The sequence below is a fragment of the Brevibacillus soli genome, from assembly GCF_044759095.2.
GTDB lineage: Bacteria > Bacillota > Bacilli > Brevibacillales > Brevibacillaceae > JBIYSM02.
This window is the reverse complement of the sequence record NZ_JBIYSM020000032.1, coordinates 29,945-54,629: the sequence shown is the minus strand read 5'-3', so window position 1 is coordinate 54,629 and position 24,685 is coordinate 29,945. Positions and strand designations below refer to the sequence as shown.

Here is a 24,685-nt window from a genome sequence, read left to right as displayed (position 1 = left end):
CAGGTACTTCTTTTTTCCGTAGTCGCTGGGGATTTTCCTTTGTTTAAGGACATTATTTCATACACCAGAATTTATAAATTTGGACATCCCATACAGCCGCTAGAAAAGTGCTCGGGGCCCCGCCCGGCGAAAAAAGGGACCCCACTCGGCTCAGCGATAGCTACCGCCGAGTGGGGTGAGAATAGCTAATGCCGGGTGGGTTTTCTTGTTGGTTTACAAGTCCTCTCTGCGGACGTATAATGAGAATCGTAATCAATGATAATAAATCTCATTATCATTCGCTTATATATGATTTTCATAGGGGGAGGACTTCTTTTGAACAAGAAACCTGTATCACTGATTCTTGCTACGACGCTGCTTGCCGCCTGCACGGCGCAGGGACCTGCAGCAAACCAACCTGCTGCCGAGCAGCCGGTCCCTGCCGGAAAAGAGACGAAGAAGCTGGCTGTTGAGAGAGCGGGAACCGGCTTTGATACTGCAGCCAACATGTTCGCCTACGCGGAGTTCGAACTTTCGGGAGAGCCGCTGGCCGAGTCGCTGGGCCTTGATCTGGACCTCTTGGACGCAGGTAAACCTGACAGCCCTACCCCGTTCGACTACGCTGCAGGCATTGAATCCTATGAATATTCCGAAGAGGCCATGTACGAAGTGGTGGAAAAATCAGGTTTGGGCCTGCACCTGGTAAACGGCCCGATCAACCAGAAACGGGCTGGATCTAAAGATCCGCGCCAGGCGCTGGCCGAGCGCTACTACACTTTGGCCGGGTCCGTCGGATACGCACCGCAGGAGCTGTTCCAAAACATGTTCCCGACGTTCGTCGAGTACGCTTCAGGTGATCCGCACTACATCCAAAAGGTGGACACCAGCAAGTTTGCCGACGGAGAGAACGGACGGTACATACCAAAGTATCAGGTGGATTATGCCACTCTCCGCTGGGACCGCAGCAAGATGGAGCCGGTGTTGACGCCGTCTGCGGTGGGTGCCACCTATTTGAAACAGGCGCTGTGGCTGGGAGACTTTTTGAGCGGCTTCCACACCGTGGACAAGGATGAGGAACTGGAAGCTGCATCACCTGCGCAGGACAAAGATCCGAACATCCGCCTCGGCGTAAGTACGGCTGACGGCTTACAGGGTGTACTTTTGGCAGAAGGCGTATGGAACAAGCTGGCGTTTGTCCGCGACCGCATGTTCCTGCACGCAGCCGACGGAAAACTGGGAGCCACGCCGGGAACCGGCTATGATCCGGCCAAAGGATTTGTCTACATGCCGCACGGAGTCAAAGTGACGGAAGACGGCAACAAGGACTTCCCGGGCGTAAAAGAGCTGAGCGTGACGGACAAGCGCAGCCTGCTGCAGGATCAATGGTTAATGATGTGGGCCGCGTCCGAATTCTTCGGAACGACGGACCAGCGCCCTGCCAACCCCAATCAAAATCCGGCGTTCCGCGCCGTCTTTGACGGGCAGCCGTTTCCGTCCGCTCCGGCAGCCAATCTGGACGCAGACCCATCCAACGACGTGAAGGCGGACGATCCGTATTCTCTGAACCGCGACGTCCTATACACCCTGTTTGCCAACCTGCAGGCGATGCACTGGAACGAGAGTGAGCAGACACTGGTGGACGAACATTCTGGCGTGGTTAACGGACAAGGAACCCTGGTTGATACCTTCCAAATCGGTTACGCGCTGGAATCGCTCAGACTGTTCCAGCGCGCTGTGGACGGCATGCCATTGGGTTACGCCAGTGGAGAAGCGGCCAAAGGGCTGAATACGCCGGAAGGACAAAAAGCATTGAAAATGATCAAGGGGCAGGCCGACTTCATCCTGAACAATCTGTGGGACAACGGCCTTGTGGCCAACGGATACCGCATCGGCAAAGGCAAGCTGGAAGAGGCGAAAACCCTGCGGGCGCAGTTGGGCGCGATCCGTGGTTTGACCGCAGCCTTTCTCGCCTTCCAGGATGATAAATATCGCGCTGCTGCCCGCGAACTGTTTGAAAATACGACCAAGACCTTCTGGGACGCGGAAGCGGGTGTGTACCGCGACGTCGCCGGCAAAGAGAACGACTATGCCTACGACCCGTATTTGGCGGGGGCTGTTTCTGCGGCGCTGCGCGTCGGCATGCTGAACCTCGTGAACACCGATGCAGACAAGGAGAAATATCCGTCACTGGAACTCGGGACGCTGACGGAAACCTACACTCGTTTCTTCCGCACGGTGATCAACGGTCCTACGTTGGCACATGGCATGCAGGCGAGTGAGTTCTGGGATACCGGCGACTTTTACCTGCAATCGGGTGACAAAGAGGGCAACACGGACGGCGATACGGTGCCGCAGATTCAGGCAGCCGTCGAAGGGAACGGCCCGTTTGGCATCGCTCCTGTCCTGCTCCCGGTCACGGTGCGAAAACAATAGGGAGGCAAGTCTTACATGAAGAAACGGCGACAATTATACACTTGGGCAGGGTGGGGGCTGGTGATGGCCCTCGCCCTTTCCCTTTCCGCTTGCAGCGAGCCGCAAACCATTCGCCAAACTCCAAGCGAGAGTCGGCCGATCGCCATAACCGCTGACGGAAAGCAGGTGCTGACAGCCAATATTGATGTTCCCACGCTTTCGATTGTGGACATAGCCTCCCGCAAGCTGACGGCAGAAATTCCCGTGGGCAAGGAGCCGCGCAGCGTGGCGCTCTCTCCGGACAACCGGCTGGCGTATGTGACGGCCATGCAGGACGATCAGGTACAGGTAGTCGATCTGGAAAAGCGGCAGGTAATCGCCTCCGTCAAGGTTCCTCATCAACCGTTTGCGGCTGTGACCAGCCCGGATGGCTCGCTGCTATACGTCAGCTCCTACCGCGGCGGCGTGGTCAGCGCCATCGATACAGCAACTTTCAAGGTGGTCAAACAGCTGCGGGTTGAAGCCGAACCGCGCGGGCTGGCGCTCTCTGCTGTCGGCTCGGAGCTGTATGTCAGCCACTATCTGAACGGCCATATCAGCATCGTCGATACGAAGGCCTGGAAGCTGAAGAAAATGGTGCAGCTGGCGGAAACTCCTGAACCGCCGAACCACGACCAAAAAGTGAGCCAGGGACTGCCCGGCATGGTGGAGAACATGACCTTTAGCCCGGACGGTAAGCAGATCTGGCTTCCCCATTTGCTGACCAACGTGGATACGCCCATTCAGTTTGAATCTACCGTGTTTCCCACGGTGTCGGTTGTCGACACGGAAGCAGAAGCGGAACGGATTGGCGAGCGGAAACACTTGTTCAAGCAGATGAACATCGTCAATGTCAAAAACGAGACAGAAATCGTCTCCAACCCCGCCGACGTCGCCTTTTTGCCGGACGCAAGCAAAGCGTTCGTAGTGATGGGCGGAAGCGAGGACCTGATGACGTTTGACCTGCGCAGAGGAGGTAAAGCAACACAGCTGCTACGCCGCATTCCGGGCGCTAACCCGCGAGGTATGGTCATCTCACCCGACGGAAAGACGCTGTACGTGCACAACGCGATGAGCCACGACCTCGTCTGGATTGAAACAGGCGGCTCTGATCCGTATAAAAAAGCAAAAGTGTCGGGCGAGCCGCTGAAGCTCATCGCAAAGGACTCACTTCCTGCAGACGTCCGCGCCGGAAAAGTGATGTTCTTTTCCGCCAACAGCGACCGTTTCGCGGCGCCGATTACCGGCAAAAACTGGATGAGCTGCGCTTCCTGTCACTTTGACGGGGAGATCAATGGCCTGACCATGCAGTCGGCAAAAGGACCGCGCAATCTTCCGAGCAACGTCCTCACTACCAAGACGGGCTTGATGACATGGGATGGCAGCCGCGATGATTTTGCCGATTACCTGCTGACGGTACAGGCAGAAATGGGGGGCATGACGCAGTTCGATCCGACCAAGCCGCTGCCGCCCGAGGTACAGAAGATATTCGATCAGATTTTTGCCTATCTGGATTACCGGGATTCGCTGCCTGTACCAAAGAGTCCGTATCGCCAGCCGGACGGTTCACTTACCCCGCTCGCCGTTCAGGGAGAAGCCCTGTTCAAAGGAAAAGCGGGCTGCATTACCTGTCACGCGCTGCCCAACTATACCGATAGCGACAAGGCGGTTGGGAAAGATGGCAGCTTGACGGTACTTAACAAATCGTTCCTGCACGATGTAGGGACGGGTACGGACGCAGACAAGGGGGCGCCAAAAGGGGATGGTCGGGCTCATTTCCAAAACCCCCGCAAGCCAGGCGAATTTGACACGCCGACGCTTCGCGGCGTCTGGGCCACGGCTCCGTACCTGCACGACGGAAGCGCCGCCACGATCGAAGAAGTGCTCGTCAAGCGAAATCCGCAGAACCGGCACGGCAATGTAAAGGGCCTGACCGAGCAGGAGCGGAAGGCGCTGGTGGAATACGTCCTTTCGATAGACTGATCAATCCTATAAGTTATACACAGGCGATGTGCATAACCCTCCTCCGTGCGTATCAGCGGAGCTTGTGGATTGTGTGGATTTTGTTGAAAAAAATATCAAAATCACCACAACTATTTGCCTTTATGGACGTATAAATTAGTGGAAAACAAAACGGAGGCAAAGCGCGGTTGCGCAAACGATACAGGAGGATTGTAACATGAAGAAAAAATGGCTGTCCGCACTGTTGATGCTGGCAGTAGCTGGTGCTGGCACCACTGCCATCGGTGAAGGCGTGATTCGAATTTCCATTGACGGCGAGCGGGTCGTCTCCAATGTGGGGGCATCCAATGCGGAGTCCGTAGAGGAACTTGTCCACAAGCTGGGCGGGTTTACAAGCTACGACCGAAAATCAGGCAAACTGCAGGTGGAAAAACCGCAAGTGAACATTCTGGTTTTGGAAGGCACACAACAAATGCGGAACAAAAACGTCGTGCTGAGCAACCCGATCAAAGGGTACAGCGACAAGGACATTCCCCGCACCTTCAACGTGTTTGTCGAGGTGGATGAAGCTCCTGTTGCAAGGGAGCTGAAAATGCGCCTGGTTCTCATGGGACCGGACGGCAAAGAGGTTGACCACGGCAAGGATTGGACCTACTCTACGAAGAGCGGCACGAGCTTTTATTTCTCCGAACCGTTCGTCTCTGCCAAGTTCCGCGAGTACGGCACCTACAAGGTTCAGCTCCGTATGAAGTCAGAGAAGTACAGTGATTACATTGTCGTGGGCGAAAACAGCTTTACAGTTGGGCGCTAAATTTTATGGCTTGGATGCGTTTTCACATGACTTGTTTGCATGGTATAATAGACTCTAACGGAAATATACATCATCTGTAAGCAAGTACATGACGAAAGGAAAGATGGAAGCGAATGGAGACGAATCCCGCGCGGTCATCCACAGATACAGAAGGTCCGAGTATACGGATTGCCTGGAAGGATGAGCAATCGATCGTGGCTCAATGGCACATGACGAAGGAGTTTGAGTTGGAAGTGGAGCGAAAGTTTTCCATTCCGTTTGACGAACTGCCGTTTGTCCTGCGCCTGTTCGATGTGACGGACCGAAGTGAGATCCGCAATGATGGGACGGACATTTACACTGACTTCGACATTAACCTCCAGTCGTCCGAGTGGATACTCTACGGTGTCATCGAAGGAATGACCTATTGTGTTGATCTGGGGATACGGATGGTTGACGGAAGATTTTATTCGCTGACGAGATCACAGCCGATTTAAGCATGACTCAATAGACAAAGGTTCTCCCATTCAGGAGAACCTTTTTAACGTATATGAATTTATAAATTTGGACATCCCATACAGCCGCTAGAAAAGTGTTCGGGGCCCCGCTCGGCGAAAAAAGGGACCCCACTCGGCTCAGCGATAGCTACCGCCGAGTGGGGTGAGAATAGCTAATGCCGGGTAGGTTTTCTTGTATGATGCTGTTCTTTGAGTTTATTACCTCCAGGCGTGAACCTGCTGCCGCATACGGGTCATATGATCCCGGATTTGCGTCCGGAAGCAGTCCCAAGCGCCGTAGATGAAGTTTGTCAGCAGGTCAGGTGACCTCCTACGGCAATGATTGGTACTCCTGACGGTACGCTTCCGCCCGCTGACGGTAGACCCGGGTGGTCATCCGCACGATTTCCAGATCGCTTTCGGTCAGCTCTCGAATGATCTTTCCCGGAGAGCCCATGACCATCACGCGGGGAGGGATGACCTTGCCGGACGGGATAAACGTATGGGCGGCAACAAAAGCCTCCTCGCCGATCTCCACTCCGTCCAGCAGAATGGAGCCCATCCCGATCAATGCGCCGCTTAAAACGGTGCAACCGTGCAGAATCACATTGTGTCCCACAGAGGCGCGGTCCTCCAGCACCAGGGGAAATCCTTCATAGCTGTGCAGCGTACAGTTGTCCTGCACGTTTACCTCTGCCCCCAGGGTAATGAGAGATTCGTCACCGCGAATGACGCTGTTGAACCAGACGCTTGCGTGTTCGCCGATAACGACATCGCCGATGATGCGTGCGCCAGGGGCGAGAAACGCCGTGTCGGCGACGCGGGGGTAACGTCCTTGAAACGGGTACAACATGAGCTATCCCTCCCATCTTTATGGAAAAATAAAAACAGTCGGTGGAAAGTCCAACTGTTTTTTTCGGTGCACTATGGTTTGCGCGGCTGAAAATACTGAATACGCTTGTTGAAGAGATGCAACTCAGCCTTGTATTCACGGGCCAGGTAACGGCAAAACTCGTTTGCCTTGCTTTTGTCCCCGTGGGTGGCCGATTCAGGCAAGGAGATCTGGATAAAGTGCTTTTCCTGTCCGTTCACTTCTTTGGAACCCACACCACAGATGATGGCTTTGTATTCCTTGGGATCCTTGCCTTTTAAGAGGAACCACGAATCCTTTCCCTCGGGCCGTTCCTCAATGACGTAGGGAAAAGCTGCGTCGCCGTATGCCCAACCCAGCTGCTGTCCGGTTTTTTTGGTCATCTCTATGTATCGCTGCAGCTTCGCTTTCACGTCATCCAACGTCGCCTGGGCAGCTGTGGAACCTTCCACAAAATAAATATAGGCTGATTGAAAATTCACGGGTTCGTTCACTCCTAGTACCTGAAAATTCCCTTCAAATAGTGTAGCACTCCTGCCACTCTTTGACAACTTGCCAATGTAAGAAGGAAAACAATTGCTTGTTTTTTCAGAAAAGTTTATAATGTCCATAATATTTCATCTTTTCGCAAGGGAAAAAGAGGGTTAATGGAGGAGTGCACCGGATGCAAGAGGTATCAATACGGCACATTTATGAGACATTGAATACGATGCGCGCCATTGACGTCGTGAATAAAGAAGACTGGGAACGGGCTGCCAAGGATGCGGATCTCGATTCGTCCGTACAGCTGAATATCCTGTGGATCATTTACTGTTACGAAGGAGTTCGCGTCACGCAGATTGCCGACTGGACGTTCTGGCATCCCTCTTCCATCGTGATCCATATTAAAAAGCTGATGGAAAAGGGCTTGGTCACGATCGAAAAGTCGGAGCAGGACGGACGTGTGGTACACGTTTACCCCACCATCAAGGGCAGGGAAGCGATTGAAGCAAGCCGCCGCTGTGTTCCGTCTATATTTCGACTGACCTACGCCCTCGAGAAACTGGAAGAGCGCTACAGCACGGCAGTGGTGGAACTTTTCTTCGAGTGCCTGTCGTTCGTCGCCCAGTCCTTGCACGGAGCAGAGAAAGTTCGCTGGATTCAGGAAAGCGAGGATCGTATCCCCAATACCCAGCACCTGATTAGCTGAGAGTATCCACAGCCGTCTTCCTCAGATGAAGGCGGTTTTTCTGTAAATACGAATCATTTTGGGCCAAAAGGATGAATGACAGCGGAGGGGCATTATGGTAAACTTATAGAAATCAAAATATTTAAAAAACGAACGAACAGGAGGGATTGCTGAATGGATCACTACGACAACTTGTACGAAGTGACGGAGACCGCAAAGGTCCGGTTTCTCGGATTTGTAACGGATCGAACCCGACACGATTTTGGAATCATTTACACGCACAAGTTCTATGGAAAGCCATTGGTGATTTGCATGCAAACCGGGCAATCTACCCTTCTGAGTTCCGAGGATGCGATTAATCCCAACTATCTGCAAAAGATTTTTCGCCTAGACTGTCCGAACGAGGCGGAGGCGTTATCCCATTTCTTTCAGGAGTGTTTACCGTCCATGCCGTTTGAGGAAAATCAATATTAGAAAGTGGTCATTCCATACGGGCAGAGGGATTCCTCTGCTCCGTTTTGTGTTGAAAGGTAGGGAGTACTATGAAATTGTTCCGGCACAACTGGAAGGTGGAGGAGCCGCGAGCCACGGTGGTTCTCATTCATGGCACAGGGGAGCATCACGGCAGGTATGCTCATGTGGCGAGCTTTCTCAACGAACATGGCATAGAAGTGGTGTCGGGAGATTTGCCGGGGTGGGGAAGATCTCCCGGACTGAAAGGACACATCGACCGCTTTGAACAGTACCTGGACGCTGTGGAGGGATGGGTGGAGGAAGCGCGAACCGCAAACAATGGAAGGCGGACTGTGTTCGTGCTGGGGCACAGTTTAGGTGGGCTCGTAGCCACGCGGTTCGTACAGCAGTACAAGGAGCGGCACGCATTGGCCGGGTTGATCCTCTCCTCCCCCTGTCTGGAGCTGAAAATACCCGTCCCGGAATGGAAAAAGCAGTTGGCGTCCGTAATGGATCGCATTTGGCCGACGCTTCGACTGCCCAATGAGATCGAGCCGTTCATGGTGACGAGGGATCCGGACGTACAGGAACAGTACCGAACGGATCCCTACAACTATGCAAAAGTCAGCGTGCGTTGGTTCCGGGAGCTGCACCGGGCGATGCAGGAAGCATGGAAGGAGCGGGAGCAGCTGGACATCCCTTTGCTTGTGCTGCAGGCCGGCGACGATTGTTTGATCAATGCGGCTGCAGTGGAGCGCTTCGTCAGCGGAGTGCCGAGCCCGGATGTACGTTTCGTGAGCTTTCCTGGTTTGCATCATGAGGTAATGAACGAGCCCGAACGGGAAGAGGTACTGGAGCAGGTCGTCAACTGGATCGAACAACGGACTCCTTCTAATGTGACATACTAATTCGATCTTTATTTTCGTATATTTTCCTTATTGACGGAATTAGTGTGTCATATTAAGATAGAGATATCCTCAAATTGTATGACTAGTTAACGGCCAAATCCTTTTTGCCCGGCACTACTTTTCCGGAGGGATCCTTCTTATGGGTACGATTGTTTGTCAGACGTGCGGTACGATCATCGATCACTTTGAGTCCAATCAAGTGAAAACGCTTTACGGCGTCTGCGACTGCGACTGCCGCAAACGCGACCAGACGGAACAGGAGTAATCTGTATAACGTATAGAGAAGCAGGCGCTCACCTACGGGCGTCTTATTTTTTTTTTTGACATCCACCCCTTCATCCCTAATAATGGAGAAGAGTTAAAAAGTTGGGAAGAGGAGGAATTTTTCCATGAAACACAGACGCATCCAAGGATGGCTCAGCGCCGCTTTGCTGGCAGCATCCTTCTGGAGCGGAACGCCGGCACAGGCAGAAGAGATTGGAACCGAAATGAAAATAGTGCCGGATCAACCTCAGCCGTCTAAAGCCGGTATTGATCTATCCAAAAATTACGCAGTGTGGATTTCTGAGAATGATACGGACCGCGCAATCACCCTGTATGATTTGAAGGAAAAAACAGAGACACGAGTGGTCGCGAATGGCACGCAAAAATCGTATCTGAAGGTGGACGGCAACTACATAGCCTGGATCGATTCGCGCCATGGCGGCACCGATGTATACCTCTACGACATTGCCAAAAAGACGGAACGCCGGTTGACGTCCGGTACGGCAGCGGCTTCCGAACTGGAGATTCAAGGCAGCTACGTGGTCTGGACGGACGAGCGTGACGGGAAATCGGATATATATGCCTACGATATCAACAAGAACCAAGAACTTCGGGTCTCCCAAAGCGGCAAGGCAAGCCATCCAACCGTCGGCAACGGCTACGTCGCGTGGGAAGATCAGCGCAACGGCAACGCCGATATTTATTACTACAGCTTGAGCAAACGGCAGGAGTATTCCGCGAGCACCCACCGCAGCCAACAGAAGAACCCCAACATGGTGGGCACCAAAATCGTCTACGAGGATTCCCGAAATCAAAACAAGGAAGTGTACCTGTACGACATCAGCAAAGGCAAGGAAACTCGCATGACCGATGATTCAGACGAACAAGAATACCCGCAAATGTACGGCGATTTCATCCTCTATCTGGAAGACAACGATCTGAAAGTATACGATACGGATGAAGAGGGCAACTCTTACATCGAGCACAACATCTATGACAAGATCAGGCCGAGCATCTACGGAGACTACGTCCTCTTTGCAAAGCTGAATGAAGACAAAAAAGCACAGCTGTTTCTCTACGATGTAGATGACGAAGAAATCGAGCCAATCGGCGGCCTGAACGGTGAACCGAGCCAGCCTGACGGTGACTCGCGCTACGTGGTTTATGTGAACGAAGGAGACGACAATTCGGTTGTTTTGTTTGATGTGGAAACGAAAAAGATGGCCGTGATCAGCGATACCGAGACCGATCCGGAGCGTCCGCTTGTCAGCAACCAGTACGCAGTTTGGTACGACGGCGATGCTGAAGCGCTCATTTCGTACAACATCCGCAAAGGAGTCCGAGAGAGGGTTACGAAAAAAGCTGAAGAACCGCTCGGTGACATGTACGAACTGTCCGGCAGCCAGCTGTTCTGGATTCACGAGGGCCGAAACTACACCCTGAACGTCACCAACCTGTCTTCGGGTGAAACCAAGGAAATCAAGAGACTGCGCAAAAAGCCGAAAAGCCTGGATATCAACGGCGACTACCTTGTATGGATAACAGACGAAGGTTCCGATTACGGCAAGATTTATCTCTACAATCTCAAAGAAGAAGACGAGTTGGAAGTACTTGAGGACAAAGCCAAGGTAGAGGATGCGCGACTTGGAAGCAGCTTCATTGTATGGAGCCAATTTGTAGACGACAACTGGGATTTGTATTATTACGACCTTGAAAGAGGCAGGACCCGAGAGGTATTGCGCAGCGCAGCTCGCGACCAGATCCGCCCCCAGGCGGCAGGCAACTTCATCTACTTCGACGACAACCGCAATGCCGTCGGAAAGGGCAAGTACTTCCATGAGCTGTATGATTTGGTGGAAGGGCAATACAGCGACTACCTGTGGTCAGAGGATGCAGAGATTACCGAACCGCGTATGGGCGGCAACCGTCTGGTTTGGATTGACAAGCGTGACCGTGACAACCCAACGGTGTACACGGTTGCCTTTACAGAACCTGGGAACGACGGCGGAGATTCCGGTGACGGCTACAAGGAATACACCTTGATCGAGGTGTTAAGCAACGACCTGCTGCCGGAAATCATTGACGAAAACGATCCCGAGGACGTACACTTCGTCTTTTATCCCGATTCAAGCAAAGAAATGACAATCACGTTGGAAGAGGCGTTTGACGACTTGGACACCTTCATTGATGCCTTGAACAACACCGACTTTGATGATATCGTGGTTCGCGTCTTCTACTGATCAGCGAAACCAAACGAAAAAAGCAGGCCTACGAGCCTGCTTTTTTCAGTGTATAAGAATTTATAAATATGGACATCCCATACAGCCGCTAGAAAAGTGTTCGGGGCCCCGCCCGGCGAAGCGCAAATACGGGGCCCCCAAAAAGTAATCGGAATACTCTGCATAGCTACTCTTCACTTTTTGGGGTGGTCTTGAGCCGGGTGGGTTTTCTTATATGACAAAGATACGGATACGTCAGAACCAGTCCAACCGCAAACAAGAGAGCGGCGACAAAGGCCGGGAAGAGGTGCCAAAAATCCGTGTAACCCACCGCGTAGTGAATCCCGATTCCGGATGCAAAACCAGGCACTCCCGCGAGGAGCAGCGTCCACCAAATCCAGCGTGAGCCCTGCCGAAAGCCCCAGAGACTGATCAGTAAAACAGCCAGGCCATCGGAGACGAGTGCTCCGCCAAAGCCGGCCCGGTCGTGGGCGATCAGGGGAATCAGCCGTTCATTGATCGCGCTCAGCATCTCCGGTGTGGCGCAAAGATAGGCCAAATCCTCCGGTACGAAAACGTGTGTCATTCCGATGATCGAGATCACGAGGCCAGCCGCTGTCAGGCCAAATCCGATGATGACGAAACAGAGCTGTCCCCACAGCGAACAAACCCATGTGCGGTTGTTGCGAAGCTGAGGCGGCAAAGCTGGCAGCGTTTGATCGGCTGGCGCCCGTACGCCTAGAACAAACAAGGGAAAAAGCGAGAGGGAAAGGACCGCGTGCAGGATATCGAAGTAACCGTACCCGATAAACAGAAAAAAACTGGCGAATCCTGCAGAACCGGAAATGAGCAGAACCTGTCGCGCCCAGTGGAGACGATCGCGCAGACCAAACAGAGCGAGCTCTAGGTAGATGATTCCGATGGAGATCATGGTTCCGGCCAGGCTGATGCGGTCATGTGACATGAATAAAAGCAGTCTCTCGTTGATCTGCTGCAGTTGTGCGCGGGTGATTCCCAGAAACGCTTCGTCGTAAGGCAGGACTACTGTCGTAACGGCAACCAGCCAGGCCAAGCTCCCTCCGACAATCATGCCGATCGCAAGCAAAACAGCGCACATCCAAGCGGACAGGAGCGGAATCTTGTTTTTCTGCAGGGGAACTGCAGCGGAATCGGCTTTTGCTGCCTGCGTCAAAACGATGGCTTCGTTAATGCGCTTGGGCAGCCCCGGTCCTGAGTAGACCAGGCCGCTGTGCAGCTGCACGAATGATGCACCGGCTGCCAGCATTTCCAGTGCGTCTGACGGCTCGTGGATGCCGCCGGAGCCGATGACCACGAAGCGTTCGCCCCATCGCTCCCGGATGTACCGTACCGTTTCCAGACTGCATGTGCGGGTCGGGCGCCCGGTAAGAAAGCCGGGTGTCTCATCACAGACGGAAGCCCCTCCGGCCACGACGACTCCCTGGATTCCCAGTTCTGCCGCCGGATGCAGCATCTTCTCCAGCTCCTGTGGCGACATGTCAGGCGGAATTACTGCAAGCATCGGATACCGAATCGCCTGGGAAAGCCGCTGAAGGTGCTCCCGCCATTCGGCGGCCTCCCAGCATTTCCACCCGGTTTCCACGGTAAAAAATGAACAGAAGGGAGCTAGCTTCTCAGCGAGGCTGATCTGTTCTGCGGCTGCTTCGGCAGGACCGCACCCTGGTTGAAATCCGAGTCGCGCTGCAAGCGGCAGGTTCTTTGGTTTGGAAGCTTCCAGCCGGTTGACTAATGGGTTTACCCCAACGGAAGCCTGCGGTTCCGGATAAACGATGGCACCCTCAGCAGTGCGTCGCTCCACTTTTTCTGCTGGACTGATCGGTTCAAGTGTGACAGGTCCCAATTCGAGGTAGCCAAAGCCGAATTTGGCCAAAGCGGGGAGCGCCCGAGCTTCTGTATCGAGGCCCGCCCCCAATCCGACCGGGCTGGGAAAAGAAAGGCCCCAGTGGGTTCGCTTAAGACTGGCTGGCGGGTTCATATGTCCCATGGTTTCTATCACAAACGTCCCGCCAGGCATTCTGGCCAGCGTCCCCATCGCCCGCAGGGTAAGCTCCCGGGAAAACTCTGCAGGCAGACGAAACAGCAGGGGACGAAAGAGCGGCAGGTAGGACCAGTCTGGCATGACCCGCCCTCCTTTCCAAACAGAATGGATATTCTGATTGTAACAAAAAATCCCCTTTACGGGGAAAGGAGCTTGGAGGTATAGGGCTCGGTCGGTTTAACCGGAAATCGCCTGCTGGCGCTTGACGACTTTTACGGTGCGAAGCGTTTCATCTTCCGGTCCCTGAACAGGCAGGCCGACACGAATGTTTTCCTGAATGTAGGCAATATTTTCTTCCGTAATCACTTCACCCGGCAGGAAGATCGGGATCCCAGGCGGGTATACCATGATGAACTCGGTAATAATTCGTCCGGCCGCTTCTGCCAACGGGATGACCTCCGTTTCCGCATAAAAGGCGTCTCGCGGAGTCAATGACAGGACAGGAATCTCCGGAAGGGAGATGGCTGGCTTCTCTTCCGCCTGCACGTGGGCGAACTCCACGGATAAATCGCGCAGGGCATTCACCAGCTTTTGGATCGACTCGTCCGTATCACCGGCGGTAATGAAACAGAGTACGTTGTACAAATCGCTCATTTCCACTTCGATGTTGTGCTTGTCTCGAAGCCAGTTTTCCACTTCCCAGCCGGTGATGCCCAGATCGCGAACGTGAATCAACAGCTTGGTCGGATCCATCGCAAAGGTGGCCGGTTTGCCGAGAATCTCAGGGCCAACGCAGTAGATGCGCGGAATTTCATTGATCATCGCCCGCGCCTTGTTGGCCAAACGCATGGCCTGCTCGGCCAACAAACGTCCGTTGAGGGCCAGATGCTGGCGAGCCATGTCCAGCGAGGCCAGCAAGATGTACGAAGTAGACGTGGTGGTGAGCATACTCAAGACCGTTTTGACGCGGTTGACGTCCACCAGCCCCTCCCGCACATTCAGGATCGACGATTGCGTGAGGGATCCGCCCAGTTTGTGCACGCTGGTTGCAGCCATGTCTGCTCCCGCCTGCATCGCCGAAATCGGCATCTCCTCATGGAAGTGAATGTGGGCGCCATGTGCTTCATCTACCAGCACGGGAATCTCGTAGTTATGGGCGGTGCGAACGATTTCCCGCAGGTCGCCGGCGATCCCGAAGTACGTCGGGTTGATGACCAGGAGAGCGGCTGCGTCTGGATGGACTTCCAGTGCCTTTTGGACGGATTTGACAGTGATGCCGTGAGCAATCCCCAGGCGTTGGTCCATGACCGGGTGAATAAACACAGGTACGGCACCGGCAAAGATGATGGCCGCCATGACGGATTTGTGCACGTTGCGCGGCACGATAATTTTGTCGCCAGGGCTGCAGGTCGCCATGATCATGGCCATGATGGCTCCGCTTGTCCCCTGGACGGAAAAGAATGTATGGTCAGCGCCGAATGCCTCGGCAGCCAGTTCTTGCGCTTCCTTGATCATCGCCTTGGGATGGTGCAGGTCGTCCAGAGGCGCGATGTTGATGAGGTCAATCGAGAGCGCATTCTCCCCTAAAAACTCGCGGAACGCCGGGTTCATGCCCATGCCTTTTTTATGTCCCGGAATGTGAAATTGGATGGGGTTTCGCTGTGCGTGTTCGAGCACACCGGTGAACAGAGGAGTTTTTAGCTGTCTCATGTGATCGCCTCACTTTGCTGAAAAAATCGGGTTCAATCAAAATCAAAAACAAATTGAGTATAACAAAAAAGGGGGGGAAAGCAAGCGAATTTTTATTCAAATTTTCCGCATGCGGCAGGAGATCCTGCGTGTTGCCGAGAAGTGTGAAAAAGAGGTGATTGCGGTGAAAACAAGAGTGACGGAATTATTGGATATACGTTTTCCCGTCGTGCAGGGCGGCCTCGCCTATCTGGCCTATGCCGAGCTGGCTGCTGCCGTCTCCAACGCGGGAGGTCTGGGACAGATAACCGCCATGTCCCTTCCTTCTCCGGAGGCGCTGCGCGAGGAAATACGAAAAGTGAAACAATGGACGGACAAGCCCTTTGGCGTCAACTTTGCCATCGGTCAGTACAATCGTCCGTATGAACACATGCTGGACGTGGCGCTGGAAGAAGGGGTAAAAGTCGTCTCCATCACGGGAGGCAACCCCGAGCCGTTGATTCGCCGCATGGACGGGTATGACATCAAGAAACTGGTGCTGGTGGCATCTGTCCGTCAAGCGCAAAAAGCAGAGGCAATTGGCGCTGACGCTGTGATGGCAGTGGGTCAGGAAGGCGGCGGACATCTCGGTCGGGATGACATCGGCACATTTGTACTGATCCCTCGCGTCGTCGATTCCGTCAACATCCCGGTGCTTGCCAGCGGCGGTATCGGAGACGGCAGGGGCTTTCTCGCCGCACTTTCCCTCGGGGCGGAAGGCGTGGAGATGGGCACCCGCTTTATCGCCACCCAGGAGTGTGTGCACGCCCATCCCGCCTATAAGGAAGCGCTCCTGAAAGGAACGGAGCAGGACACGGCCGTCATCAAGCGCACGCTGGGTTCCCCTGCCCGCGTCGTTCGCACCAGGGGCTCTGACGTGATTCTCCGCATGGAGGCGGAAGGAGCCGGCTACGAGCAGTTGAATCCCTACATCAGCGGCGAGCGAAACCGCCTGTTTATTTACCAAGGCAACGATGAGGAAGGGTTCGGCTGGGCTGGCCAGGTAATCGGCCTGATTGAAGACGTCCCCACGGTGCAGCAGTTGTTTGACCGCATGTTTACGCAGGTAGAGGAAACGCTGCGCCGCTTGCGTGAAAGCACCGAACGCCGATAGCCTTTAAAGCTAGTGTCCCAACCAGCCGCATGGCGTTATGCAAAAATGAAAAAAGAACAGGCCATTCGCTTTTGTCAAGAAAGCGGACCTGTTCTTTTGCATATATTGAAAAACACTACGGGGTGAGGACGGCGGGCCTGCTCAGGTTATACAGTTTGGTCAGGACGCTGAACGTCTGCTCCAGCCTCTCCAGCAACCGATTTCCGTCTGTCAGAACGGGATCGTGCCGATCGATGCTGATGCCGCAGAGGATTTCCGCTTTTTTCACCGTTCGCAGCCTGTCTACCAACTGAAGGACTCCTTCCCGGCCAAGCGCGCCTTGAACCGTACTGTCGGGTTGTGTGTGGTCGGGGGACCAGCGGAAGTCGTCGGGTACCATCGCCAAAATCTCATCCAGGTGCTGTTTCATCGCCTGACTAATCTCCGTTTTAAACGGCGACTCGTAAATCACCGCGTACCAGACAAACAAGTGCGTTCCCCACAATCCCACCTGAAAATGCGGGTGTTTTTTGTATCCGCGTTTGTCGGGGGCCCATGCCACCCAGGTATCATTCGGCGGATTGACCGTACGTCGCGCGTGTTTTGCCACATGATGGAACATTTCGCTTCCCGTGGCAAGGGATAACACCGGTGAAAAGTGATGTCCGAGCGCCTCCAGTTTCGGGCGAATACTCGTTTTGATCGCCTCCATGCGGTTGTCCAAACCGTCAATCGTGAAAACGTCAAAGTCTTGCTGATCAAAACCGGTGAACGTTGCCATAGCATTTCTTACTCCTCTCTCCACAGATAAACCAAACGACAAGAAACGGGCAAGCGTCCCTGTCAAGGAGCTTGCAATCTCCCATATGATATCATACGAGCATGGAAAAAAATACGTTTGAACCGGTCAGCAATAAACTGATTAATCCCGCTGAAAAAGGGGTAATCCATCCAAAAAAAACCAAGTGTGGGGGAATAGCAAAAGTACCGGCAGAATAATATGATATACCACTCACTCCCTTAGAAGCCGCCGTATATGTCTGAGTATTCTGTGAATGGGAGGGGCCCATGATGAATACAAACAAAGAACTGGAGTATTGCAACGTAGCCGTTTGGTTTGATCGCAGCACCCTGCACGCGATGATGCAGGCCCTGGTCGAAGCGGGACTCAACGTCGCCTGGAAAGAGTCGCAGAAGCAGTTCCGCGTGACGGTTTACACGCAACACGGCACCTCCGATTTGACCCTTCTCCGTTTAAACGGCGCCTACAAGTTGGATGAACTGGACTACTGCGTCCGGGATATGCGACTCGCGCTGGTGCTGTACCAATTCATTGAGCAGGCAAAAGGGCACGCGATTGTGAAGATGATGAACCAAGACAAGATCGTAGTGAAAAACATCAGGTATGGAGAGGCCGTGAGAATAGTCGAGATAAAAGGAGCTGAGAAAAAAGTGATTTACGAAAAAGCTTGCAGTGTAACCATGGATCAGGTGATTGCCGCATTGAAGCGTAGAGATGCAGAAGAACGCATACCAGTCATGCGTTTGGAATTGGATTATGAATTGGCCACGCTGTACGACGCGATTCAGGCCAAGGACACTGCACAGGTTAAAAAGTCAAAAGATCGATTGAAGCAGTTGCGTCAGGAAATGCTCCTTCTGGAAGCGTGATGGTGCAGCTGAATATGGAGGATAGGTAGGTCAAACATGAGTACCGAACATGCGCATAGAAAGTGAGAAAGCGACATTGCTCAGGGAATGAGAGTGTCGCTTTTTTTGCGTGCCGGGATGCCCTGCAGTACAATACGGGAAAAAAGGGAGGAGAGGAGCCGTTATGTGGCGCAGGATCTATGAGGGACTGCAAGCACACTTTCCCGCTTTTTCCGTGGACGACTGGTGGGGCGTTACAGATTCATTTGCCCGGATGGCAGGCAGCATCCTCGTTCAAAACACCGCCTGGACCCATGCAAAAAGAGCGCTGGAGGAGCTGGAACGGGCAGGATTGTTGGAGCCGGAGGCACTCACTCACGCTGCACCCGATTACGTAGCAAACCTGATCCGACCTGCCGGCTTTCAACAGGCGAAGAGTGCTGCCTTGATTCGGCTTTCACAATGGGTGCTCGAAAAAGGCGGGCTTGATGCCTTGCTGTCCGGGACTGAGTCAGCGGACGAGCTTCGGCAGGAACTTCTCCAGATAAAAGGAATCGGACCGGAGACGGCGGATACCATTCTTGCCTACGCGCTGAAGCGGCCGGCTATTTCCGGAGATGCCTACTCGCGTCGACTGTACGAACGGTTAACCGGCGAGTCGCTGTCTTACGAACAAATTCGCCGCGCCATGCTGAACGAATTTCATCAGGTGGAGGAATTGCAGCGCCTGCATGGACTTGTCGTAGAGCACGGCAAGGAGATCTGCCAAAAACGCAATCCCCGCTGCGGAATTTGTTTGTTTGCCTCACATTGCAATCGTTTGAGCTGCGATCCTTATTCTTTTATTTGAATTGGGCCAATTGACGGATGTAAAATAGAGAAGGATTTTTGCAACAGGCAAGGCCAGAAAGGAAGAACACACTCCATGCAACCACTCCTATCATTCTTCACCACACCTGCTCTCCTCTTCATCCTGGCGGGAAGCAATTTCCTGCTCCTGCTGTTCTGCATCCTTCTTTCCGTCAGAATCAGCCGCCAGCGCAAATCGATGAAGCGTCTGCTTTCCGGAACGGATGGCGCCAATCTGGAAGCGGGTCTGCACCGTATTCTGGACCATCTGGACGAAATCAAGAAGACACAAGCCGATCAGCAGTATGCGCTGAATCAGTTTTCCCAGAGACTGGCCTCCCAGTGTGCCAACATTGCCGTAATCCGCTACAACGCGTTTGGTGACATCGGCAGCGATCTGAGCTTTTCTCTGGCGATGCTCGATGATGCGCAAAACGGCGTCGTGTTGACCAGCATTTACGGCCGTGAAGAATCCCGCATTTTTGCCAAGCCCGTGGAAGGCGGCACTTCGGTTTACAACCTGTCGGAAGAAGAGCTGGCTGTGATCCAAAAAGCATCCCGCCGCGGCAAATAACCGGCGCATCAGGCAGAAATCGTGAAGAATCCCGTTCTATCAGGGAGATCACTTCCCCTCACGGCGGCTGAGCACGGAAAATCAGCCTTTTTGGGAAAATTCCTCACCTTTTCGCTCAAGACTTTTTCTTCGGCCTGATGTATAATAATAAGTGTCATTCACGGTTTTGAAATATCAAAAGTAGGTGATCCGCCTTCATTACCCAAATCGATTTTCGATTCACGGGGCAAGGTCAGGTTCTACAGCGATCTTTTGTTGATACTTAGCTTGTCTCCTCAGATGCAGCCGTTATCGTCCCAACGAGCCGGCAAATTCATGAGAATTGAGGAGATAAATATGGCACAGCGTTTAGCAACCAATTACGCCAACGCCTATTTCACAATGAACGAAGAAGAGTTGGACCAATTTGTGACGCTCTTCGCAACCGAGCACATTACGGTCGACGTCAAAATTTGCGACAACGGCGATCGGGATATCATACTTACGGATAAGCACGGTGAGATCCAGCTGTCCTTTCATCGAACCGGGAATCGCTATTCGTGCGAGAGTTCCTACCTGATCAAGGACCTGCACCTCGCCAATGCCATGCGTAAAGCAATGAAAGCCTTCAAAGGCCATGGCATCGTACACCGGATTTACGACAGCTTTACCGTCGTCTACCACTACGATGAAGGGTCGGTCGTAAGCATTCAGGAGGTATCCGGAGACGAAGAGGTAACGATCTTCGAAAACACCGCTCCCAACATTGCCAGGGAACTGGAGAATTTATTTCAGCAGACAGGCAGCGAACAGGAGATAGAATGGATTCGTCAAGAGACGGATAAATGGCTTGATTTGCGGAATTGGTCACAAAGAGTTGCCCCGGAAAAGGTCACTTCCATTGACCAGCGTTTAGCCGAGTTGTCACGCCGACTGTTTATTTTGGAAGCCTAATGATACGGAAAATGGGTGCTTATCCAGCGCCCATTTTTTCTTTTCCAGGATTTTCATATAAAAAAAGTATTGTCATCTAGGCCGAACCGTGATATTGTTGATTTCGTTGAAAAACAGGATTAGGAACCAGGATTCACTTTAAAGGGTGGAACGCTTGAGAGAAACCGCCCCCGTTAGTGAATGACGCAGGTCCTAGCGATGTTTACCATTACACTTGCTAGGAAGGGGGAAACCGAAAGATGGAATACTCGACTTTCGGAAGACACGTTGCCATTGACACATGGGGAGTTCAGTTTGACTTATTGAATGACGCAGAATTTTTGAAAAAAGAAATGATTGAAGCTGCAGAAGCATGCGGAGCTACCGTTCTGGGCGTTCAGGCGAAGCAGTTTTCTCCTCAAGGGGCTACCGTTCTGGTTCTTCTCTCGGAAAGCCACCTCTCCATTCACACCTATCCTGAGCGCGGTTTTGCCGCTCTGGATTGCTACACTTGCGGCGAAACGGTTGACCCGCAAATTGCGATTGACTACATGGTTTCTGTTCTGAAACCGGAGAAAGTGTACGCGAAAAAGCTGGTTCGCGGTATCGGCGAAATGGAAGTCATGGAGCCTGAAATCAAAGTGGCTGAACTGGCAAACAAATAAGGCTTTGCAAATACAAGAGGTGCGGATCTGTTCCGCACCTCTTTTTGCTTGCAGCGGGCCTCGCTCAGCCGGGTGGTTCTACCGGAACGGAGCCGTAATCGTGCGGCCCATGTCGCGGACGAGGGCGGCAAAGTCGGTTGCCACATTCGCCAGGTTTTCGGGGACGGTTGTCGGTCCGGAGGTGATGGCATTGTTCGTACCGTTTAATCCGTTGCGGATGGACATGTCCATTTTTTGAATACGGGTAAACATGCTGCCATCGGTAGTGACCCGAATGTTGCAGTTGGGGGCAACGGAGCGAACAGCGGAGTGAATCTGCCGTTCAATCACTTGTCTCTGCTGCAAGGTGTTCATGCGGGTGTTGGCGCCTACCACACAATCGTTGCCGTAGACGATGGCGGTGGCATGATCCACGCCGGGAACGGAGTCGGCCGCTCGGGCGATACGTTCCGCCAGCTGCTGGTTGAAGCCTTGGGCGGTAAAGCCGTTGCGGTAGTTGTACACGTCATAACGCTGGGTATAGTTGTTGTAATGGTGCATGTTGGCTCGATAACTGGAAGGATTCTGGTTTGGTTGTTGATACCCGGCGTTTTGCGTGTGAAGTCCTGCCCTCGGTCCGACGGCGTTGTTGCCGCATCCGGTCAGTGCGCCAATGATCGCCAAACAAGAAAAAGAGTACAACCACTTTTTCATGTGTATGCCACCTCCGTTACTTAGTATGGTACCGGAGGTTGTGCCTTAATCAGGGATGATATGGGGCAATGGCAAGACCAATCCTGCCGTGTCCCACCCGGGTCTTTGCACCGATTCAAGCGCCGGCGAGGACAATATGGACATGAGCGATACGGGCAAGGTCAGATTTCCCTGTTCCGTGAGCCGCCCCTGTTGAAACCGGTACGCTCGAGGGATCCAGGCAAAGATGGACCGGCGAGGTTGAAACACACCGGGCAGCCGCCACTCCGGAATGAACAGCACGTCCGGTTGATTGACAAGCCATTCCCGAAACGGCTGGGGAGGGGCAGGTCTTTTCCAGTGAAAGGAAGCCGGTTCGCAGTCAGAAGGAACCAAAGCAGGCGCCTGAAAGACATCGCATGCTGCCGGAATTACTCCTTGTGATGTGAAGAGAAAGCTGCCCCGTGACCAAGGGACCAGCGGATCATACAAGACGGTCAAACCACTGCGTCCAGCCATCTCATCGGCAAAGGCGAGTGCAAGGGATCGCGTGTGCCCCTGGTGAAGAAAGCGACAGTACGTGTTGTACAGGAGGCTGCGAAATGCGTCTGGAGCCAGCAGCAGCTTCGTGTTCGAATTTTTCAAAAGGATGGAGCACAGGGGCTTGGGAGTGAGCAGACTGATCCAATCCGATTCCGTCTTTAGAAACGCAGCCTCCTTTTCATTTGGCAACCGGCGGCTTTCATAAACAAACGGGAGGCGGGCAGAGCGTACAGCGGTCATTTCCGCCTGCAGGAATAGACCATGGGAGTGACGGACCGTTCGCTTGTGCAGCGTAAGCTCCAACCGCAGGTCTTCAGCAGGATGGCAAGCCGTCAGCTGCTTGAAGTGCCTGAAGACATTGGGATCATGGAGAGGTATATCCGGCAGCGGGAAGGTTGGAGGTTTGCGCAAGCGGCGTTGATTGCGGTCAAAATATCGACCGCTTTGCCAAAAGGGAATCGGCAAGCGTTCCTCTTTTGACAGGAATGGCGAAAGTCGATGACTGGAGACGCTGCCATCCTGCCAGATCAACGTCAAGGCGCCGCTGCCTGTCATGAGATAGGATCCTTCCATGGCTGTCGTCTGCTGTTCATCCAGGCAAAAGCAGTAGGCGATGATTCCGACAGGACCGGATGGCTTTTGGATCTCTTGCTCGAGCTGTTCCCTCAGATCGTCCGCCCAAGCCATTACGCTTCCCTCCTTATCGGCTGAACCAGCACATATTGAGGACCTGAAACGGTCCACAAGAGGTCTTCAGATCCCCACCCGATGACGGTTTCACCGGCTCCGGCCCATAGTGATTCCATTACGCGATTAAGCGGCAGTTCAAAAAGGCATGGTTTCAAAATCTCATGACGGGTCCTCATGCCTCGGGGTAGAAAGCTGCATAATCCGCTGTTTTCGTCAAAAGCAAACCAATCAACGCCCTCCAACAGCAGCCACGTCCCATCCATTCCCATACGGCCGGCCTGTTCAAACAGGTGGTCCACGTGTTGGACCTGTTCCAGCGAGTCGGGCAAGCGTACCAGGAGGTGATTGGAAAAGCCGGATATTCCTCGCACCGCGTGCAAATGAGCAGGTTCTGGGCCGGTCGGGGAGAGCAGCGTGAGCGGCGGAAACAAACATCCCCAGGGATGGAGCGGGAAGTATCCGGGGCACCCATCCAGTGCGACAGCCTGGATGATCGCTCGTGATCCGATGGTTGTGCGGCTGCTTTGCACCCAGGCATATACGAGCCTGGCGAGCAGTTCGATATCCAGCAGAAGCGGACAGTCAGTCAGGGGAGCGTGTGTACAATAGGCGGAATGTTCCAAATCAGAAAGAGTCGGAAAGTCGCGGATAAACCGTTCGGTCTGCTCGGACAAGGCAGCGAGATGGTGCTGCACATCCCAGCCGTTTTGGGGTAAATGGCTGGTACCGATACGTATCCGGTGCAGGGCGTTGCCTGCAGGAAGATAAGTGACGTGATCCGTGATCAAGCGAGAAAAACGGACAGCGTACGAAATGCCGTCACTTCGAACCACGCGCATCTGCTCCAGAACGTTTTCCAGAGTTGTCGTTAAGCTGTAGGGAGCGATTCGGGCAGCTGCTTGCTGATGCAGGCGTTCCACCTCTCGAGGCAAGCTTTCAGTCTCTGGAGCTTCTGAACCTGCTTTAGACATGGCGGGGAGACGTTTTTCCTCCCTGGCCATTTCCTGAATGGATGCAAGCCGAAGCGGGTCTTGTCGAGCGTTGTTCCTGGCAACGTGAAAGCAGCGCTGGACGGCAGCAAGCGACCAGTCTTCCGACCAGGCTTGTCCTACGGCATTGTCCGCCGTAATAACCGTCAGGCAAAGCATCCGCTGCAAGTCGTTGTTCCGCATGCGGAAGGCGCCGTCCTGCCATTCGGCGCGGCGGATGTGCTGTTCGCGGGTAAACAGCGCAGTAAAGACACCAAACGTATCAGCCAGATCCATCAGGCTGTCGGTTATTTCCGTTTTGGAAACAAGTCTGTCCATAAAGTCTCCTCCTCCTTTCCTCATTTTACCATGAGACAGCCCCTCGGAAAGAGTTCGGTGCCCTCGCCCGGCAAATACCGGGCCCACCCCGAAGGCGTGAAAGCTATCGCTGGGGGAAGAGCCTGGCTCATGCCGGGTGGGTTTATTTTATTTTTAATGAACTTTCCATTGTGAAGCTAACATCTTCCTGCTAATATGGATGGTATGCATAAAAGGGCCCCCTGCGGGGACCTGGGTGTGGCTTCGCAAGGATGTTGACTCGACGCAGTATCGCCACGATGAAGCCCCCTGCGGGGACCTGGGTGTGGCTTCGCAAGGATGTTGACTCGACGCAGTATCGCCACGATGAAGCCCCCTGCGGGGACCTGGGTGTGGCTTCGCAAGGATGTTGACTCGACGCAGTATCGCCACGATGAAGCCCCC

Annotated in this window: 23 protein-coding genes; 15 read left to right on the top strand and 8 right to left on the bottom strand. The window is 53.5% G+C overall.

All coding sequences use genetic code 11. From position 1 onward, the window contains the following. Positions 1-315: 315 nt before the first annotated feature. The 4 genes from ACE99V_RS14070 to ACE99V_RS14055 all read left to right on the top strand — a co-directional run bounded on the left by ACE99V_RS14070 (position 316) and on the right by ACE99V_RS14055 (position 5,679). Complete coding sequence (locus tag ACE99V_RS14070) at positions 316-2,412, top strand: hypothetical protein (protein WP_400491750.1); 2,097 nt, start codon at positions 316-318, stop codon at positions 2,410-2,412. 15 nt (positions 2,413-2,427) lie between these two features. After that, positions 2,428-4,413, top strand: a complete 1,986-nt coding sequence (locus tag ACE99V_RS14065; protein WP_400491748.1) for a cytochrome D1 domain-containing protein — start codon at positions 2,428-2,430, stop codon at positions 4,411-4,413. Positions 4,414-4,609: 196 nt separating this feature from the next. Continuing rightward, the gene (locus ACE99V_RS14060) at positions 4,610-5,203 is read left to right on the top strand and encodes a hypothetical protein (protein ID WP_400491746.1); all 594 of its coding nucleotides are present in this window, start codon (positions 4,610-4,612) and stop codon (positions 5,201-5,203) included. 113 nt (positions 5,204-5,316) lie between these two features. Next, positions 5,317-5,679: a DUF4912 domain-containing protein gene (locus tag ACE99V_RS14055; protein WP_400491745.1), complete on the top strand. Its 363-nt coding sequence runs from the start codon at positions 5,317-5,319 to the stop codon at positions 5,677-5,679. Positions 5,680-6,010: 331 nt separating this feature from the next. On the opposite strand, the gene ACE99V_RS14050 is transcribed toward ACE99V_RS14055, so the two are convergent. Together ACE99V_RS14050 and ACE99V_RS14045 are read right to left on the bottom strand one after the other, a co-directional pair. Then, positions 6,011-6,532: a gamma carbonic anhydrase family protein gene (locus ACE99V_RS14050; protein WP_400491743.1), complete on the bottom strand. Its 522-nt coding sequence runs from the start codon at positions 6,530-6,532 to the stop codon at positions 6,011-6,013. Between the two features lie 71 nt (positions 6,533-6,603). Further along, positions 6,604-7,032 (bottom strand): DUF1885 family protein, encoded by a 429-nt coding sequence (locus tag ACE99V_RS14045; RefSeq protein ID WP_400491741.1) that lies wholly within the window; start codon positions 7,030-7,032, stop codon positions 6,604-6,606. A 182-nt stretch (positions 7,033-7,214) separates the two neighbouring features. On the opposite strand from ACE99V_RS14045, the gene ACE99V_RS14040 reads away from it, so the two are divergent. The 5 genes from ACE99V_RS14040 to ACE99V_RS14020 all read left to right on the top strand — a co-directional run bounded on the left by ACE99V_RS14040 (position 7,215) and on the right by ACE99V_RS14020 (position 11,583). Next, positions 7,215-7,739 carry a MarR family winged helix-turn-helix transcriptional regulator gene (locus ACE99V_RS14040; RefSeq protein WP_400491739.1) on the top strand — a complete coding sequence of 175 codons (525 nt, stop codon included), beginning with the start codon at positions 7,215-7,217 and terminating at the stop codon, positions 7,737-7,739. A gap of 153 nt (positions 7,740-7,892) precedes the next feature. Continuing rightward, positions 7,893-8,192, top strand: coding sequence for a DUF3055 domain-containing protein (locus ACE99V_RS14035; RefSeq protein WP_400491737.1), 300 nt, complete (start codon positions 7,893-7,895; stop codon positions 8,190-8,192). 68 nt (positions 8,193-8,260) lie between these two features. Next, positions 8,261-9,079: an alpha/beta hydrolase gene (locus ACE99V_RS14030; RefSeq protein ID WP_400491735.1), complete on the top strand. Its 819-nt coding sequence runs from the start codon at positions 8,261-8,263 to the stop codon at positions 9,077-9,079. A 139-nt stretch (positions 9,080-9,218) separates the two neighbouring features. Beyond that, on the top strand, positions 9,219-9,344 hold the full coding sequence (locus tag ACE99V_RS14025; protein WP_400491733.1) for a GapA-binding peptide SR1P: 126 nt from the start codon (positions 9,219-9,221) through the stop codon (positions 9,342-9,344). 124 nt (positions 9,345-9,468) lie between these two features. After that, positions 9,469-11,583: a hypothetical protein gene (locus tag ACE99V_RS14020; protein WP_400491731.1), complete on the top strand. Its 2,115-nt coding sequence runs from the start codon at positions 9,469-9,471 to the stop codon at positions 11,581-11,583. Positions 11,584-11,749: 166 nt separating this feature from the next. On the opposite strand, the gene ACE99V_RS14015 is transcribed toward ACE99V_RS14020, so the two are convergent. After that, complete coding sequence (locus ACE99V_RS14015; protein ID WP_400491729.1) at positions 11,750-13,720, bottom strand: dihydroorotate dehydrogenase; 1,971 nt, start codon at positions 13,718-13,720, stop codon at positions 11,750-11,752. Between the two features lie 96 nt (positions 13,721-13,816). After that, positions 13,817-15,289 (bottom strand): aminotransferase class I/II-fold pyridoxal phosphate-dependent enzyme, encoded by a 1,473-nt coding sequence (locus ACE99V_RS14010; RefSeq protein ID WP_400491727.1) that lies wholly within the window; start codon positions 15,287-15,289, stop codon positions 13,817-13,819. Positions 15,290-15,398: 109 nt separating this feature from the next. Here ACE99V_RS14010 and ACE99V_RS14005 point away from each other — a divergent pair, with 109 nt between their 5' ends. Continuing rightward, positions 15,399-16,421, top strand: a complete 1,023-nt coding sequence (locus tag ACE99V_RS14005) for an NAD(P)H-dependent flavin oxidoreductase (protein WP_400491725.1) — start codon at positions 15,399-15,401, stop codon at positions 16,419-16,421. Between the two features lie 115 nt (positions 16,422-16,536). On the opposite strand, the gene ACE99V_RS14000 is transcribed toward ACE99V_RS14005, so the two are convergent. Further along, positions 16,537-17,181: a YktB family protein gene (locus ACE99V_RS14000; protein ID WP_400491723.1), complete on the bottom strand. Its 645-nt coding sequence runs from the start codon at positions 17,179-17,181 to the stop codon at positions 16,537-16,539. A gap of 290 nt (positions 17,182-17,471) precedes the next feature. Here ACE99V_RS14000 and ACE99V_RS13995 point away from each other — a divergent pair, with 290 nt between their 5' ends. The 5 genes from ACE99V_RS13995 (at position 17,472) to speD (ending at position 21,050) form a co-directional block, all read left to right on the top strand. After that, positions 17,472-18,071: a YkzI domain-containing protein gene (locus tag ACE99V_RS13995; RefSeq protein ID WP_400491752.1), complete on the top strand. Its 600-nt coding sequence runs from the start codon at positions 17,472-17,474 to the stop codon at positions 18,069-18,071. Between the two features lie 163 nt (positions 18,072-18,234). After that, the gene (locus tag ACE99V_RS13990) at positions 18,235-18,900 is read left to right on the top strand and encodes an endonuclease III domain-containing protein (protein ID WP_400491721.1); all 666 of its coding nucleotides are present in this window, start codon (positions 18,235-18,237) and stop codon (positions 18,898-18,900) included. A gap of 75 nt (positions 18,901-18,975) precedes the next feature. Further along, positions 18,976-19,473 (top strand): DUF4446 family protein, encoded by a 498-nt coding sequence (locus ACE99V_RS13985; protein ID WP_400491720.1) that lies wholly within the window; start codon positions 18,976-18,978, stop codon positions 19,471-19,473. Positions 19,474-19,809: 336 nt separating this feature from the next. Continuing rightward, a complete protein-coding gene (locus ACE99V_RS13980) occupies positions 19,810-20,406 on the top strand; it encodes a hypothetical protein (protein WP_400491718.1) in 597 nt (198 codons plus the stop codon). Positions 20,407-20,645: 239 nt separating this feature from the next. Continuing rightward, entirely contained in the window at positions 20,646-21,050 is a 405-nt protein-coding gene (gene speD / locus ACE99V_RS13975) for an adenosylmethionine decarboxylase (protein WP_400491717.1), read from the top strand. Positions 21,051-21,128: 78 nt separating this feature from the next. On the opposite strand, the gene ACE99V_RS13970 is transcribed toward speD, so the two are convergent. Genes ACE99V_RS13970 through ACE99V_RS13960 form a run of 3 tightly spaced genes read right to left on the bottom strand, consistent with a single transcriptional unit; the run spans position 21,129 to position 24,262 of the window. Further along, on the bottom strand, positions 21,129-21,743 hold the full coding sequence (locus ACE99V_RS13970) for a YhcN/YlaJ family sporulation lipoprotein (RefSeq protein ID WP_400491716.1): 615 nt from the start codon (positions 21,741-21,743) through the stop codon (positions 21,129-21,131). Between the two features lie 45 nt (positions 21,744-21,788). Further along, positions 21,789-22,952 (bottom strand): hypothetical protein, encoded by a 1,164-nt coding sequence (locus ACE99V_RS13965; protein WP_400491715.1) that lies wholly within the window; start codon positions 22,950-22,952, stop codon positions 21,789-21,791. Continuing rightward, entirely contained in the window at positions 22,952-24,262 is a 1,311-nt protein-coding gene (locus ACE99V_RS13960; RefSeq protein WP_400491714.1) for a hypothetical protein, read from the bottom strand. The genes ACE99V_RS13965 and ACE99V_RS13960 overlap by 1 nt, the downstream gene beginning before the upstream one ends. Between the last annotated feature and the right edge of the window lie 423 nt (positions 24,263-24,685).